Raw genomic sequence first — 14420 nt, forward strand, 5'->3', positions numbered from 1 at the left:
CCCAAAAGTTTCGGTTGCAGTTCTTCTGTCGGCCCGTCATGGGGAGACAGGACCCGGATGGTGTCCCAGATGGCAATGATCTGCGTGTGGCTCAACATGGAGAAACCTCCCGGCCAGGAAACCGCCCCGGTATCGGGTCGTGCGGCCTTCTGGAGGGAACATGTGACCCGTGAAATGGCCTGTGGTCAAGGGTCATTCCAAACACGGGCGGGGGGGCATGACAGCAAGGCCCCTCCGCCTTGTTGTATGGTTCTTACGAGCCTGTCTTGGCTGCCGTGCCGCTGCTGGCCGTGCTGGCGGTCTGTGTTGCCTGCGCTGCCTGGGCGGTGTTCAGGGAGAACTCGTTGCCATCCGCCACGGGAATGGAGAGGATGGCTGTGGCCTCACCACGCAGGGACCAGCCGGAGGTGACCGTCATGAAGCTCACCGTGTCCGTCCCCTCGGCCCCGATAGGCCCGGAGATCTCGGCGGGGACTTCACGGTCCACGAACAGGGCGTTGCAGGCCCGCTCGTCAGGTTGGAACTCGTCGCCAAAAACGTTGGTGTCAAACTGTCCCTGTGCGCCCATGTCGGGCAGCTCCGGGATGGTCAGGATGACCGCATCCGTGCCGCTTTCACCATGGCCCCGCAGCGTGTCATCCGGCGCAAACTGTACGTCCACGTTGGAAGCCTTCATCACGTCGATGATGGGCTGGATGATGCTGGCAGACCCGGCACCGGGACGTTGGTAGGATGTCAGGCGGCACGCTGTGCCGTGATGACACGGACAGGCAGACCCGGCACCGGGACGTTGGTAGGATGTCAGTTCCACGATGCGGGAGGTCAGAAGGCCCAGCACACGCTGTGGGGTGAGGAAGACAATCCGGACCGGCGGTCCGCCCGCATTGTACTGGGCGGAGAGGCCCAGCAGGTTGCAGGCATTCAGGCGGCCCGTAATGGCCCGCAGGAAGGACTGCAATGCCTGACCGGGGTCGTAGTCATCCAGCGTGGTCTTTTGCCGTTGTTGTCGGCCTGCAGCCGCTTCCGCCTCATGATGGAGGCACTGTTGATGAGGCCCTCGCTAGGGAGATGTTCCAGTTGGAAGCCGTATTGAGGTCTTCACGGGAATAGGCGACACGGGAGCCAAAGCGGCCTTGCAGGCTTCAGATGCTCGGTTTCTGACCCTGTTCTCACTTAGTTCCGGCCAGTGTGACCGTCCGATTCTTGAGAATGAGCAGCCATGAGTGAGCGTCTGGACCAGAAGCCTGCGTGTCCTCTGTCCTGCATAGCGGCAGAATTCCGTCATGAATGTTAGGGGAAGTAGTTGCTCAAAGGTGAGGTGTAGACTGATGGTTCTTGGCTGCTCCATCTTCTCTTTAAGATTGGAGAGAAGATGGAGTGTCTGGTTTTATTTGGGTGTTTTTGATGTTATTAGCCCGACCGGGACTGGACCGAGGATCTCTTTCAGTCGGACCAAACCTTTCTGTGTGATGAGGGATTGTGCCACCAGTCTTACAGGAGCTGCCTTTTGGCGGATGGGAACACTGCGCACCGTCATGTAGCCGGCTTTGATTTTATCTGCATAGGCACATTTTCGACCCGTAGCAGGATGAGTGTAGAGCCATTTTAGTTCTAGTAGACGTTGAATGAAGCGTCGTTCAGGCCAGCCGCACTGTTTGGCACTGTCCCGTAGGCTGTGTGCTTCGGGCAGGGTAGTTGTCTCATCAAAAGATATGCCGTCTACTTTTACTGTGGCTGCTTTGATCAGTACGTCATGGACAGCTTCTGACGTTTCCTTCTGGGGAGTGATTCCGAGGGTATTTGCCTGATGGAGGATAGGAAAAGCTGTCATTTTCAGCCATGTCCGAAAACGTTTTGCTTCAGGCTCGTAACTTATGGCAGCGAGAAACCATAGATCCGAGTCGTTGATAATGGTGGTGTGGAGATGTGCTGCGGTTAGGGGGATGGTAGTGCTTCCGCCGCCCATTCGGGAAACGGTCAGCTGCCCCTCATTGATCCTTAAGATGGCACAGACATCTGCCAGTATCCAGTGGAATATGGTTCCTTGTTGAAGGACACGGACAGGTTTTTCTTCAAAGGAGAGGGAAAATAGGGTAGCTTGGTCCACGCAGTATTCCTCTTTGTTAGAGTGATTACGGAACGGAAGGAAGGCCTGTCGTTTGAGGTGGGACTCTGGGCAGGTCTTCTTTCCTAGTCTTAAGTTTAGGCAGGGATATTTTCTCTTGCAAGATAAAAATGGATATATTCTCAACATATTTTTGGGTTCATTCTCAAAAGGAAAATTATTCCCTCATCATCGCAAAACTGTCCCATTTCGTCTGATAGGCTGCCTGAGTGCCTGCGGGATGGATTCCTCAGGGCATTTCCTCTGCAATGAAGGAGAAGGCAGATGAGCGAGGCTGACAAAGATGATGGCCCTGTAGGCAAATTTTTCAGTGCTGTCATGGAGGAGCTGAAGGGGGAGGCCGATGGTGGGCACGGCTCTGAAGGGACCTTCGACGATGCCAGGTCCATGCTGGATTCTGTCTCCCAGTCTCTGGGAACCAGCAATTTCAGGAAAGCCATCATGGATGCTGCCGTGGAGAAGAAGGAGTCCGAATAGGGACAGTCTTCAAAGTATGGGTAGTGTCCACCGGAAAGCGGAAGGCAAGGTTCCTGTCTTCTGATATGTGGGACATGTTCACCGTCAGGGGTGAACGTACGTTGAAAGGAAGATTCTGATGTTGCTGAGTCATGTAGTCGTCGGATCGAACGATCTGAAAAAAGCGAAGGCCTTCTATGATGCCCTTTTTGACGTCATGGGAGCGGAATTCTGTCCGCAGGATAATCCGGACCGGGTCGTGTATCAGAAAGACGGACAGATCTTCATCATCACACGTCCCATCAATGGTGAGGCGGCAACGGTGTCGAATGGTGGGACGATCGGTCTGGCCCTTCCCTCGGCAGAGGCGGTGCGGGCTTGGCATGAGGCCGGTGTCGGAGCCGGTGGAAAGAGCATCGAGAATCCGCCGGGCGAACGTACGGTGATGGGCATGAAGCTCTATCTGGCCTATCTGCGGGATCCGGATGGCAACAAGCTCTGTGCGTTCCACAAGCTGTAACGGATCAGAATAAGGACAGTGTGTTCCTGATCATGGCTGCATTTCCTGTGATATGGAGGTGCAGCCATTTTTCATGGCATGAGTAAAACGCAGCCCATCCATACGGGGTGGAGATGAAAGCAGGACCAGTCCGTATCTAATTGTAATCACATGTAAAATAAAGATTTTTTATATAAAATAGATTTTATCTATTCTATGTAATGCAAGCAAAAAGAATTCCTGCCTGACGGCTGATTGCAATCGCCTTTCAGGGAGCTTTAACTTTCGGCTTACGGGATGGAGACAGTAATGCCCTCCATCCGACATCAGCCTCTGTAATCGTGCGGGGCTGCTTGTTGAGTGAAAAGGATGTATTCAGATGAGCTCTCACTCACCATCTCACAAGCCGGTAAATGCAGGCCGTCGTCATGTTCTTGGGGCACTTGGTGCGTCCATCCTGGCAGGTGGGGCTGGCAAGGCCGTGGCGCAGTCTCTTGGCTTCCCGGCCCCGCCGGCCGGTCTGGGGCAGCGTCCGTACCCGAACCTCCTCCGCCCGCTGAATGACGGTCCCCGCAAGTTCGGCTATGCCATCGTGGGGCTGGGCAAGTATGCCGTCAACCAGATCCTTCCTGCTTTCGCCGAGTGCGAATATGCCAAGGTGACGGCACTGGTCAGTGGTGATCTCGACAAGGCCCGCCGTCTTGGCCAGCATTATGGGATTGATGAATCGCACCTCTACACCTACGACAATTTTGACAAGATTGCGCAGGACCCGGAGGTTGATGCCGTCTACATCATCCTGCCCAATTCCCTTCATGCCGACTTTACGGAACGGGCCTTCCGTGCGGGCAAGCACGTGCTGTGTGAGAAGCCGATGGCCGTCACGGTTGAGGAATGTCAGCGCATGATTGCTGCCGGCAAGAAGGCCGGCAAGAAGCTGATGATCGGCTATCGCTGCCATTTTGACCCCGTCACCCAGAAGGCCATCGAGCTGGCCCGCAGCAGCATCGGCAAGCCGCAGATCATCACCACGGACAATGGTGACAATACCGATCCGACGGACCCGACCTACCAGTGGCGTCTGACCCGCTCCCTGTCCGGTGGCGGTGCGCTGATGGACCTGGGCATATATGGTGTCAACGGCTCACGCTACATGCTGAATGAAGACCCGATCGAGGTTCAGGCCACCATCATGCCGCCGTCTGACCCGATGTTCCGTGAGATCGACGAGACCATCGTCTGGATCATGAAGTACCGTTCTGGTGCCGTGGCACATGGCAGTGCCTCCTTCAACGTGAATGCCATGTCCCGCTTCAACCTTCAGGGGACGGATGCCTCCCTGCGGATGGATCCGGCCACGAGCTACTGGTGCAACAGTGTCAGCCACTGCACGAGTGGCGACACGCATACATGGTCCACGCCGATGTTCACCATCCCGGCCCTGAACCAGTTCTCCGCCCAGCTGGACCATCTGGCCATCAGTGTTGCCAACAACACGCCGCTGGCAGCCACGGGTGAAGAAGGCATGCAGGATGTCCGTCTGATCCAGGCCATGTACCAGTCTGCCAATTCCGGCAGCCGTCCAGTCTCCACCGACTGGGGCGACTGGCGCAAGACCATCTGATCATTCCGGTTGGATGTCATGCAGGAGGGGAGGCCGCATCCGTGCGGTCTCCCTTTTCTGTATCGGCAGGATCAGGCCGCAGTGGCGTCCAGCCAACCCTGGAGCATGTAGGCTGCGGCCATCTTGTCCACGACCTCGCCACGCCTTTTGCGGGTCATGTCGGCTTCCTGAACGAGGAAGCGGTTCACGGCACTGGAAGACAGCCGCTCATCCCACAGGCAGGCTGGCAGGCCCAGACGGTCGCTGAGATCACTGGCCCAGTCGCTGGCGGCACGGGCCGCCGGGCCAAAGCTGCCATCAAGTGAAAGGGGAAGGCCAACCACAAGCCCGCCAATTTCATGCTTCTGGCAGAGGGCCTGAAACTGGGGGATCATCTGCTTCATCTTGCCACGGGTCAGGACGGTCAGGGGAGAGGCCAGCATGAGAGCCGTGTCGGAGAGGGCCACACCGATCTGTCTGCTGCCGGGGTCCAGCCCCAGAATGGAATGTGCTGCCGTGAGCTGATTACGCAGGTCATGTGGATTGAATAGTGTCATGGCAAAGGGGTATGATCGCTTTCATGGCCGTAATAGGCTGATGTGATTGATGTCTGAAAGCAGGATTATACATGTCGCTTGATGCGAAAACAGTGGCAAAAATGGCCAGGCTGGCAAGGGTCGGCCTCTCGGACGAGCAGGTCCATACCTATCAGAAAGAGATGCAGGGGATCATCGGCTGGGTTGACCAGCTCAATGAGGTGGATGTGACCGACGTTCCGCCGATGATCGGAACAGGCCTGGCCCAGCCACGTCTGCGGGACGATCAGGTGACGGATGGCAACTGCCGGGACGAGGTGCTCTCCAACGCACCGGACCGTGAAGGCCCCTTCTATACCGTGCCGAAGGTGGTGGAATGATGAGCAGCATTTTTGATCATACTCTTGCTTCTGCCCGTGAGGCTCTCCGGTCCCGCAAGATTTCTGCCGTCGAGCTGGTCGATGCCCATATCGACGCCATCGAACGTCTTGATGACGGGCTGAACAGCTTCATCACCCGCACGCCCGAGCAGGCCCGTCTTGCCGCCAAAGAGGCGGATGCCCTTCTGGCGAAGGGGGAGGGGGGGAGCCTCTGTGGCCTGCCCATCGGGATCAAGGACCTTTTCGCAACGGAAGGCGTCCGCACGACGGCGGCCAGCAAGATTCTTGGCAATTTCGTGCCGCCCTATGAAAGCACCGTGACGGCGAACCTGAAGCGTGATGGGGCCATCTCGCTGGGCAAGCTGAATCTTGATGAATTCGCCATGGGGTCCACCAACCTGACCTCTGCCTTTGGCGGTGTGGAAAATCCGTGGAAGCGTCGTGATTCCGATGCGAAGCTTGTTCCGGGCGGTTCTTCTGGCGGATCTGCTGCGGCTGTGGCGGCAGGGCTTGTCCTGGGGGCGACTGGGACGGATACGGGTGGTTCCATCCGCCAGCCTGCAGCCTTCTGCGGGATTGCGGGCATCAAGCCGACCTATGGCCGCTGCTCCCGGTTCGGGACGATCGCCTTTGCCAGCTCTCTGGATCAGGCGGGGCCGATGGCCCGTACCCTTCAGGACTGTGCCATTCTTCTTGAATCCATGGCCGGGTTTGACCCCAAGGATTCCACCAGCGTGAACAGGCCCGTCCCACATTATGAGGCGGCTCTCGGGCGTGGCGTGAAGGGGCTGAAGGTTGGTATTCCCAAGGAATATCGCATTGATGGTCTGCCTGCCGAGATTGAAGCCATCTGGCAGCAGGGGATCAACTGGCTGAAGGAAGCTGGCGCCGAGGTGGTGGACATTTCTCTGCCGCATACGAAGTATGGTCTTCCGGCCTATTATATTGCTGCTCTGGCAGAGGCATCCTCCAACCTCGCCCGGTATGATGGTGTCCGCTTTGGGGAGCGTGTCAGCGGTGCGTCTCTGGATGCACTTTATGAAGCCACCCGTGCTGCCGGGTTCGGGGATGAGGTGAAGCGTCGTATCCTGCTGGGTACCTATGTGCTGTCTTCCGGCTATTACGATGCCTATTATCTCCGTGCCCAGAAGGTTCGTACGCTGCTCCAGCGTGACTTCCTGAAGGCGTATGAGACGGTTGATGTCATCCTGGCCCCGACGGCTCCTTCCGGGGCGTTTGCCTGGGATGAAAAGCCGACTGACCCGGTTCAGGTCTATCTGAATGACGTCTTTACGGTGCCGGCCAGCATGGCAGGCGTCCCGGCCCTGTCCGTTCCGGCCGGGCTGGATGGCCGTGGCGTGCCGCTCGGGCTTCAGCTGATCGGCCGTTTCTTTGATGAGGAAACGCTGCTGGCTGCCGGTTCCGTTCTGGAGCAGGCCGCTTCCTTTACCCATCGTCCCACCATTCATGCAGGGGTGTCAGCATGAGCGCATATCGTATCACGGGTGAAACTGGCGAATGGGAAGTCATTGTCGGGCTGGAGGTCCATGCCCAGATTGTCAGCCAGTCCAAGCTGTTCTCCGGTGCCTCTGCGGAATATGGCGGGGAACCGAACACGCATGTCAGTCTGGTCGATGCCGGTTTTCCCGGCATGTTGCCTGTCCTGAACCGTGAGTGTGTGGCACAGGCTGTACGGACGGGCCTTGGGCTGCGGGCACAGATCAATCTTTTCAGCCGCTTTGACCGGAAGAACTATTTCTACGCTGATCTGCCGACGGGCTATCAGATCAGTCAGTTCGAGCATCCGATCGTTGGCAAGGGCACGGTGGAGATCGAACTTTCTGATGGTGAGATCCGCCATATTGGCGTGACCCGGATGCACATGGAGCAGGATGCGGGCAAGTCCATTCACGATCAGGACCCGACACGCTCTTTCATCGATCTGAACCGTGCGGGTGTTGCTCTCATGGAGATCGTGAGTGAGCCGGATATCCGCTCTCCGGAAGAGGCTGGAGCCTATCTTCGCAAGCTTCGTCAGATACTGCGTTATCTGGGGACGTGTGACGGCAACATGGAGGAAGGCTCCATGCGTGCAGATGTGAACGTTTCCGTCCGCCGTGAGGGGGAAGAGGGGTACCGCACGCGCTGCGAGATCAAGAACGTCAATTCCGTACGTTTTGTCATGCAGGCGATTGAGGTTGAGGCACAGCGTCAGGTGGACATCTGGGAGTCTGGTGGAGAGATCGATCAGGAAACTCGTCTTTTCGACCACGTGAAGAGCGAGACACGGTCTCTGCGGACGAAGGAAGATGCGCATGATTACCGCTACTTCCCGGAGCCAGATCTCCTTCCGCTGGTCATCGAACAGTCCTGGGTTGATGAGCTGAAGGCAGCCCTGCCGGAACTGCCAGAGGACAAGCGTGCCCGTCTGGAAAAAGAATATGGCGTGTCCCGGTATGAGTCCGGCGTGCTGACGGCGGAGCAGTCCGTTGCCGACTTCTACGAGACGGTTGCCCGTGGGGCTGACGCCCGTCTGGCCACGAACTGGATTCTGGGTGACTTCTTCGCTGCGCTGAATCGCACGGGGCGTAGCATCGAGGACAGCCCTGTTTCTGCCGAGGCACTGCGTGAGCTTCTGTCCCTGATCAGTGATTCCACCATCAATGGGAAGATTGCCAAGGAAGTCTTCGAGGACATGGTGGAGACAGGAGAGAAGCCCTCTGTTATCGTGGACCGCAAGGGCCTGCGGCAGGTGACCGACACGGGAGCCATCGAGGCGGCCATCAGTGACATCCTGGCGGCCAATGCAGACAAGGTGGAAGAGTACAGGAGCGGCAAGGACAAGCTTTTCGGCTTCTTTGTCGGGCAGACGATGAAGGCGATGAAGGGGAAGGCAAATCCTGCCATGGTGAACGAGTTGCTGAAGAGGCTGCTTGCCTCCTGAAAATTATGAAAAAGAGTGCTGTAGGGGGGTTTACGTCAGCGTCATTTCCCCCTACAAACACTCCTGCAAACGCCGTGTAAAAACCGTTTACAGCGGAGGGGTGGCCGAGAGGCTGAAGGCGGCGGTTTGCTAAACCGTTATACGGGTAACTCCCGTATCGTGGGTTCGAATCCCATCCCCTCCGCCACGGTTTCATGTCATACAGTGACACTCCACGACAGAAACCCTAGAAAATAGCCAGAAATGAACGCTACAATGCGTCGCATTGTGACATGTAGCGACATTTAACGACACGAAAATGCGGGTATTTTTGTGGGTAACGGTCGGCTATGGTGGGTAAATGCTGACTGACATTGCTGCAAGACGCCTGAAACCCCAAGAGAAACCCTATAGAAAAGCCGACTCAGGTGGTCTGACCATCAGGGTCTTACCCAACGGGTCGAAACCCTAGCAGTCCCGATACAGGGTAGGAGGCAGAGAGAGTACCCTATCAATCGGGCCATATCCAGAGGTTTCTCTGGCGCAGGCACGGGCCGCCCGTGATAAGGCGAAGACCGAGCTCACTCAGGGCCAATCGTGACCCAAACATTACCGGAAAACAGGAAAAGGCCGCCGCCGCTGGGGTAAAGAACCGCCTCCAGAACATCGGGGAAGACTGGCTGAAAGTGAATGAAGGCCGCTGGACACCGAAGCATGGGGCCAGGTCCGCTCGACCCTTGAGTAGCTTGTCTGGCTGAAGCTGGGGAATGTCCCGGTAGCCGAGATCACGCCTCCCATGATTCTGGCGGTCGTCAGGGATATTGAGAAAAGGGCCGCCATCGAGACCAGCAGAAGAGTATTGCAGCGCATTAGTGCTGTTTTTATACATGCTGTTGCTCACGACCTGACGGACAGCAACTCGGCGGCAAATCTCAAGAGTGTTCTGGCCCCGGTCGTACACCAGAGACGGTCGGCCATTACGGAACTGCCTAGGTTGTATCAGTTGCTCGCAGACGTTGAGAGTATGCCTGCTAGGCCGACCACGTTGCTGGCCTTGCGCTTTCTGGCTCTGACCGGGGTAAGGTCGGGAGAGGTTTGCGGGGCACTTTGGAGCGAGATTGATGGAGACCTTTGGAATATCCCGGCCCAGCGCATGAATATGAAGCGGGCACACGTGGTTCCGTTATCTCGGCAGGCTTTGGAGGTTCTGGCGGTTCTGAGGGAGTTGACGGGTAACGCCCTGTACCTGTTCCCCTCCCAGCACAACGTGAATAGACTCCTATCAGGGAACGCTCCAGGGTATTGTCTCAATAGGGCGGGCTATCAGGGCGTTCACTGTCCACACGGGTTCAGGTCGTCCCTCTCCACGATAATGAATAGCCGCCACCCACAGGACGGGGCTTTCATTGAGCTGATCCTTGCTCATGAGAAAAACGATAAAATAGCAGCGGCGTATAATAGGGCGCAGCACATAGAGGAACGCCGGGGCATCCTTCAGGAGTGGGCCGACCTCATCTGTGAAGGTATAGGAAACCCCCGCCATCTACTAGAGGTGAGGGCGAGGTGATTTGCCCTCTACCGCCCTGCACTCTGCCCGCTCGTTCCCGTAATCTGTCAGGAACACGGGAACCTCCCATAGATCGGGATGCGCCCGCAGCTCCGCAGCTAGGGCGGCCTGTTCCTGCGGGCTGTACTGCACCAGCGGCGGGCAGATGAGCCGGGCAGGAGCAGGGGGCATCCGCCTAGAAGGGCAGCCACAAACGCCGCCAAGAGGGTCGTCCCTGCCAGATAGAGAGTTGTGTTTCTCTCCCGCATCCAGACTGCACACGGGCAGCGTTCCGGCCCGCCCCGCCCGATAGCAGAACCAGATCAGGCCGATGATGAAGGAAAGGGCGGCAATGATGATGCCGCCCCAGAAATAGAGATCCATGGTCCATCTTTCAGGTGATTCCCATGAGTGAATCACTTTGGCCTTTTCGGCAGTATTTTTGTGAGTTCTCCGCCGATAAAGGGGGTGATTCACCTTGGTGTTTGCAGGATGGTTTATGCCGCTGGGCCGACCTGCTCCGCAGGCGGGACGGCCTTCTTCTCCTTCACGGCAGCCATCATGTCCTTGATGCCGCCTTCCACTTCGCTCAGGCCGCTCTCGACACGGCTGATGCCAGCGAAGAGGGCGGAGGTGTCAAAGCGGTCCGCCAGAAGGGGAGCAGCCTCGTCGGCAATACCGCCAAGGATGGTGGAGGCCAGATGCTCGCCGGTCTGGCTGGCTCCGGCGGCCTCCGCACCATAGAAGACGGCCTTGGAGGGGCTGGCTGTCAGGCTTCCAGCCTCATCCTTTCCACTGCAGAGGAAGAAGTAGATGCGGGCATTGTTGCCACCCTGGTTGCCCAGAAAGGAGGCCAGTCCGGTATCCGTCTTCTGGGAGCCACGGGGGAGGACATAGCCGTAGAAGGTGAGCGGGTTGCTGGCGATGAAGCTGCCAAGCCCGTCCGCAATGGCCTTCGTGCTGCCCATCTCCAGCACCCAGACACCGAATGAGGAGTTTGCGAACCATGATGAGGAGTTTGCGAACCATGAGGCCACCATGGCCTGAAGTTCCTGCGTGGCACTGGAGGGCGTGGCCGCCGGGCTGCCAGCCTGTGCCGTGCCGGAAGTTTCCCCGGTGCCGGATGTGGTGGCTGTCTGGCTGGTCTGTGTCGAGGGGAGCAGGGCCGTCAGGTCGGCGGCCTCGGAGAGGAAGGACAGCGTCCCGGCGGCCGTGTTCGTGCCGCCCAGCGAGACGAGAACGCCCTTCTGCTGGAGCAGGTTCGGGGCTGCGCCTCGGACGACGCTTTCATTGATGGTGACGATCTGGGGCATCAGGAAGACCTCGTGAGGGTAGGTGTGACATGGCGGATGAGCTGCAGGGCCGTGTCCCGCAGGGCGGTCTGGCTGTACATCACGTCCAGCTCGATGGTCTTGCTCATGGCCAGCGCATTGATCTCGGCACTGGCCTGCTTCTCATCCCGGACATGCGGGCTGTTGGTGATGCCCAGCCGGTCATCATTCAGCAGTGCCCAGTGCAGGATGCGGCTGAGCAGGTTTTCCGCCTGCTGGTGGGGAAGGCCGTAGAGACGCAGCCGGACCCGCTCGGTCATCAGCCGGTGCGTGGTGGCGGTCTGCGGGGCCAGCGTGCCCATGCTGACGGCTCTGCCGCCATCCGGCGCATTATGGACGGCGATGTAGGGCGGGGGCTGGTTGTCCGGCACGGCGAAGGAGGGGAAGACAGGCACGCCCGGCGGCCACGGGCACCAGTCCAGGGCGACTGACCCCAGCGTGGGGAGGGCCAGAAAGAGGGCAAGGCTGGAACTCGTGACCGGCTCCATCTGCTGGAGCATGGCCGCACTGTCGATGAACTGGCTCTGAAAGGCCGGTGTGACGGTACTGCCCAGATAATGGAACAGCCCCGCCTGATTATACCGGCTGGAGCGGGAGCTGATGGCAAAGCGTACTCCCTCGAAATCGCCGATCCAGACCGTGTCCAGGGCGAGATCATGGAAAGGATGGACCTCCGTCTTGGTGGTCAGCACGATGCTGCTCTGGTCGTAGGCTTGGTCCTCTGTCAGCTCATTGCCAGTGGTGACGTGGATGGCTCCCTGTACGTCCTGCGTTTCCCCTGTAGAGACCCAGAACACGAACCCGTCCACCGGCAGCACGGTGCGCTGATACCGGGTGAAGCGGATGGTCTGGCCGTAGGAGATGTCATTAAGACCCGCCGCCAGAGCATTGGCCAGTGGAGTCCCGGTCGTGCGGGTGATTTCGTCCAGGGAAGGCATGGGGGATGATCCTTACTCAGCCCAGCCCCTGATGCTGCCCAGCAGGATGCCGGTATCGACAAAGGAGGGGCGGCGGTCACCAACGGGGCGGGCATGCTCGCCTCTGGGAAGTTTCTTCTGTTCCTTGAGGAAGGCGGCTTTCTGGCCCGGTGAAATGTTGTTCAGACCAGATTTGAAGCGGTGATTGATGCCCATGAGGGCGGCCCGTGTCGGCACCGTGCCCGGCCCGAGGTCCAGACGCTCGATCTGGCCGGTGGCGATGGCCTGCTGGAGGCGGTGCGCCAGATCGGCCGCCACACGCTCCAGAGGCAGGGCCACGCCCTCATCGCTGACAAGGGCGGAGGCAGCGGCCCCGGCCATCGCCTCGGCAATCTGCCCGTTGATCCACTCCGCATTGGCCGCCACGAAGCTGGAGAAGATGCCGTATTCCTGCTCCAGTATCTCGGCCAGCTTGGACGTGGTGAGGGGTTGCCTGCCGCCGCCATGCACCTGCCCGATCACGCCCAGATGGATTTTCATGCCCACCCCCAGACGCTGCCATATTGCTGCATGATGGAGAGATAGAACTGCCCGTAGGGGTTCTTCATGGCGTCCAGATCAGCCAGTGAGAGGTTTTTCAGGCTGTCGGGAATCATCCAGCTCTGGGAGGTACCGTTGTCGCTGCTGGACTGGATGAGGCCCGGCGTGGTGCTGTTCATGCCCAGCTGTTCCCGTACCTTGGCCCAGTAGCCCGGTGGCGTGCTGCTGGTCGTGTCCTGAGCGAACCTGAGAAGGTAGGAGGCTGCCAGATTGTACACGCAGTCCGTGTACAGGGAGCCATCAATCAGCCGCAGGTCACGGATGACGAGATCATTGGCCAGACGGAAGACCATGCCCAGCACGCCATCAGGGGGAACGGCCCCGCCGGGCACCTGCATGATGTCCCGCACGAAGGCCTGAAATCCCGCCAGCGTTGGTGTGCTGTCACCCGGCATGGTCACTCTCCGTCAGCGTGATACGTTTCCTTGGAGAAGGAAGAGGGGGCCGTGTCACTGTCGGACCGGGTGGAGATCTCCACATCAAGGGAGCGTGTCCTGTTGCGGCGGCCCTTTGTCTTGGCGATGGTCTGCCCGGCGATCTGCTCGGCAGAGGCCCGGCGGTTGCGGGCACCTTCCGCCTTCAGCTTCTCATGGTTGTCCTGCACGCCATCGGCCAGGGCCTGAAAATCCACGGGCCGGTCTTCGGAATAGACAAGCCCCCGGTAGGTCGGGTTCCGCAGGGCGTCCCGGATGGTGCAGAAGCCGAAGGCCCGATGCTGGTGGATGATGTCCTGCACGTCTTCAGGGTCCAGATCATCAATGACGATCTGCGCCCCGGGCCGGATGGTGGAACGGCTGGGGTTGTCCACCCGGTCGCCGGGCCTGCGGAAGGTGAAAATGTGCGTCTGGTTGGTTGGATTTCCGACAAAGAGCTTCATGGATGATCCTCAAAAAGAAAAGGCCGTCCTGGTATGGAACGGCCTGATTGAAAGATGGCCCCGCTAAGGGGTAGGGGGGAGCACGTCTGGTTGGTTGGGTTGCTTACGAATAACTTCGGGCCATTCCAGCACAGGCGAGGAGAGCAGTGTAAGTCGCCCGTGAGGTGGTCATGTGCGTCTCTATGGGCAAACGGTTTCGGGACGGGAATGTGTGAATCTACAGACCGGCATGTAGGCCGGTTGTTCTGGTCTTTTCCGGTGTCTGAGTGGCACCCTGACTCTGCATGGTGGTCTGCCTGATCTCCTGTTCTCTGCGGACAAGGTTCCTGAAGTATGAATCTTCGTCAGGCTTACCGTTCGATGATGCGGCCGTCTGGGCAGCTTTTGCTTCAGGAACGAACGTACGGCTTTTGACTTCGGCTGGAGCATTGTCAGGGGCAGCGGCCTTGGTGCTCTGGCTGGTCTGGTGTGCTTCGTCGAGCCTGTGGCGGGTTGCGGGGCCAATGACACCGTCGGCTTTCAGGCCGCTGGCCGTCTGGAACGCTTCAACCGCCTGTTTTGTCGAAGAGTCGAATTTTCCGGTAACAGCAAGCGGTCGGCTGTCCTTGTCCCTGTAACCAAGGTCCC

The 14420-nt window shown here is 58.6% G+C and carries 17 protein-coding genes, 1 tRNA gene and 1 pseudogene; 9 read left to right on the plus strand and 10 right to left on the minus strand.

Features of this window, described 5'->3' with window-relative positions; translation table 11 throughout:
- Window positions 1-253 precede the first annotated feature (253 nt).
- Entirely contained in the window at window positions 254-958 is a 705-nt protein-coding gene (locus CPA56_RS03000) for a hypothetical protein (RefSeq protein WP_182040526.1), read from the minus strand.
- A gap of 429 nt (window positions 959-1387) precedes the next feature.
- Window positions 1388-2107: a phage antirepressor KilAC domain-containing protein gene (locus CPA56_RS09545; RefSeq protein ID WP_182040527.1), complete on the minus strand. Its 720-nt coding sequence runs from the start codon at window positions 2105-2107 to the stop codon at window positions 1388-1390.
- A 282-nt stretch (window positions 2108-2389) separates the two neighbouring features.
- Between CPA56_RS09545 and CPA56_RS03010 the strand changes: the two genes are divergently transcribed.
- The 3 genes from CPA56_RS03010 (at window position 2390) to CPA56_RS03020 (ending at window position 4704) form a co-directional block, all read left to right on the plus strand.
- Window positions 2390-2602 (plus strand): hypothetical protein, encoded by a 213-nt coding sequence (locus tag CPA56_RS03010; RefSeq protein ID WP_182040528.1) that lies wholly within the window; start codon window positions 2390-2392, stop codon window positions 2600-2602.
- A 118-nt stretch (window positions 2603-2720) separates the two neighbouring features.
- Window positions 2721-3101, plus strand: a complete 381-nt coding sequence (locus tag CPA56_RS03015) for a VOC family protein (RefSeq protein ID WP_457851369.1) — start codon at window positions 2721-2723, stop codon at window positions 3099-3101.
- Window positions 3102-3459: 358 nt separating this feature from the next.
- The gene (locus tag CPA56_RS03020) at window positions 3460-4704 is read left to right on the plus strand and encodes a Gfo/Idh/MocA family protein (protein ID WP_182040529.1); all 1245 of its coding nucleotides are present in this window, start codon (window positions 3460-3462) and stop codon (window positions 4702-4704) included.
- A 71-nt stretch (window positions 4705-4775) separates the two neighbouring features.
- Here CPA56_RS03020 and ruvX read toward each other — a convergent pair whose 3' ends face one another.
- Entirely contained in the window at window positions 4776-5240 is a 465-nt protein-coding gene (gene ruvX / locus CPA56_RS03025) for a Holliday junction resolvase RuvX (RefSeq protein ID WP_182040530.1), read from the minus strand.
- 71 nt (window positions 5241-5311) lie between these two features.
- Here ruvX and gatC point away from each other — a divergent pair, with 71 nt between their 5' ends.
- From gatC to CPA56_RS09455, 6 genes and pseudogenes are all read left to right on the plus strand, one after another.
- The gene (gene gatC, locus CPA56_RS03030) at window positions 5312-5599 is read left to right on the plus strand and encodes an Asp-tRNA(Asn)/Glu-tRNA(Gln) amidotransferase subunit GatC (RefSeq protein WP_182040531.1); all 288 of its coding nucleotides are present in this window, start codon (window positions 5312-5314) and stop codon (window positions 5597-5599) included.
- Window positions 5599-7086, plus strand: coding sequence for an Asp-tRNA(Asn)/Glu-tRNA(Gln) amidotransferase subunit GatA (gene gatA / locus CPA56_RS03035; RefSeq protein WP_182040605.1), 1488 nt, complete (start codon window positions 5599-5601; stop codon window positions 7084-7086). Before gatC ends, gatA begins: the two co-directional genes overlap by 1 nt.
- Window positions 7083-8543, plus strand: coding sequence for an Asp-tRNA(Asn)/Glu-tRNA(Gln) amidotransferase subunit GatB (gene gatB, locus CPA56_RS03040; protein ID WP_182040532.1), 1461 nt, complete (start codon window positions 7083-7085; stop codon window positions 8541-8543). Before gatA ends, gatB begins: the two co-directional genes overlap by 4 nt.
- A gap of 94 nt (window positions 8544-8637) precedes the next feature.
- Window positions 8638-8730: transfer RNA gene (locus CPA56_RS03045), tRNA-Ser, on the plus strand.
- A gap of 282 nt (window positions 8731-9012) precedes the next feature.
- Window positions 9013-9123, plus strand: a pseudogene (locus tag CPA56_RS09450) (Arm DNA-binding domain-containing protein); the annotation flags it as partial.
- 159 nt (window positions 9124-9282) lie between these two features.
- Window positions 9283-10089 (plus strand): tyrosine-type recombinase/integrase, encoded by an 807-nt coding sequence (locus CPA56_RS09455; RefSeq protein ID WP_407645635.1) that lies wholly within the window; start codon window positions 9283-9285, stop codon window positions 10087-10089.
- Here CPA56_RS09455 and CPA56_RS09460 read toward each other — a convergent pair.
- The 7 genes from CPA56_RS09460 to CPA56_RS03085 all read right to left on the minus strand — a co-directional run.
- A complete protein-coding gene (locus CPA56_RS09460; RefSeq protein ID WP_229707303.1) occupies window positions 10069-10452 on the minus strand; it encodes a hypothetical protein in 384 nt (127 codons plus the stop codon). The two genes, CPA56_RS09455 and CPA56_RS09460, sit on opposite strands and share 21 nt — an antisense overlap.
- Before the next feature lie 113 nt (window positions 10453-10565).
- Complete coding sequence (locus tag CPA56_RS03060; protein WP_182040533.1) at window positions 10566-11381, minus strand: hypothetical protein; 816 nt, start codon at window positions 11379-11381, stop codon at window positions 10566-10568.
- Window positions 11381-12337, minus strand: coding sequence for a hypothetical protein (locus CPA56_RS03065; protein WP_182040534.1), 957 nt, complete (start codon window positions 12335-12337; stop codon window positions 11381-11383). Before CPA56_RS03065 ends, CPA56_RS03060 begins: the two co-directional genes overlap by 1 nt.
- Window positions 12338-12349: 12 nt before the next feature.
- On the minus strand, window positions 12350-12856 hold the full coding sequence (locus CPA56_RS03070) for a hypothetical protein (RefSeq protein ID WP_182040535.1): 507 nt from the start codon (window positions 12854-12856) through the stop codon (window positions 12350-12352).
- Complete coding sequence (locus CPA56_RS03075) at window positions 12853-13311, minus strand: hypothetical protein (RefSeq protein WP_182040536.1); 459 nt, start codon at window positions 13309-13311, stop codon at window positions 12853-12855. The genes CPA56_RS03070 and CPA56_RS03075 overlap by 4 nt, the downstream gene beginning before the upstream one ends.
- A gap of 2 nt (window positions 13312-13313) precedes the next feature.
- Window positions 13314-13793, minus strand: coding sequence for a hypothetical protein (locus tag CPA56_RS03080; RefSeq protein ID WP_182040537.1), 480 nt, complete (start codon window positions 13791-13793; stop codon window positions 13314-13316).
- A 217-nt stretch (window positions 13794-14010) separates the two neighbouring features.
- A partial coding sequence (locus CPA56_RS03085) for a peptidoglycan-binding domain-containing protein (protein WP_182040538.1) occupies window positions 14011-14420 on the minus strand: 410 nt, incomplete at its 5' end.

The sequence above is a fragment of the Bombella mellum genome (assembly GCF_014048465.1).
Taxonomy (GTDB): Bacteria; Pseudomonadota; Alphaproteobacteria; order Acetobacterales; family Acetobacteraceae; genus Bombella; species Bombella mellum.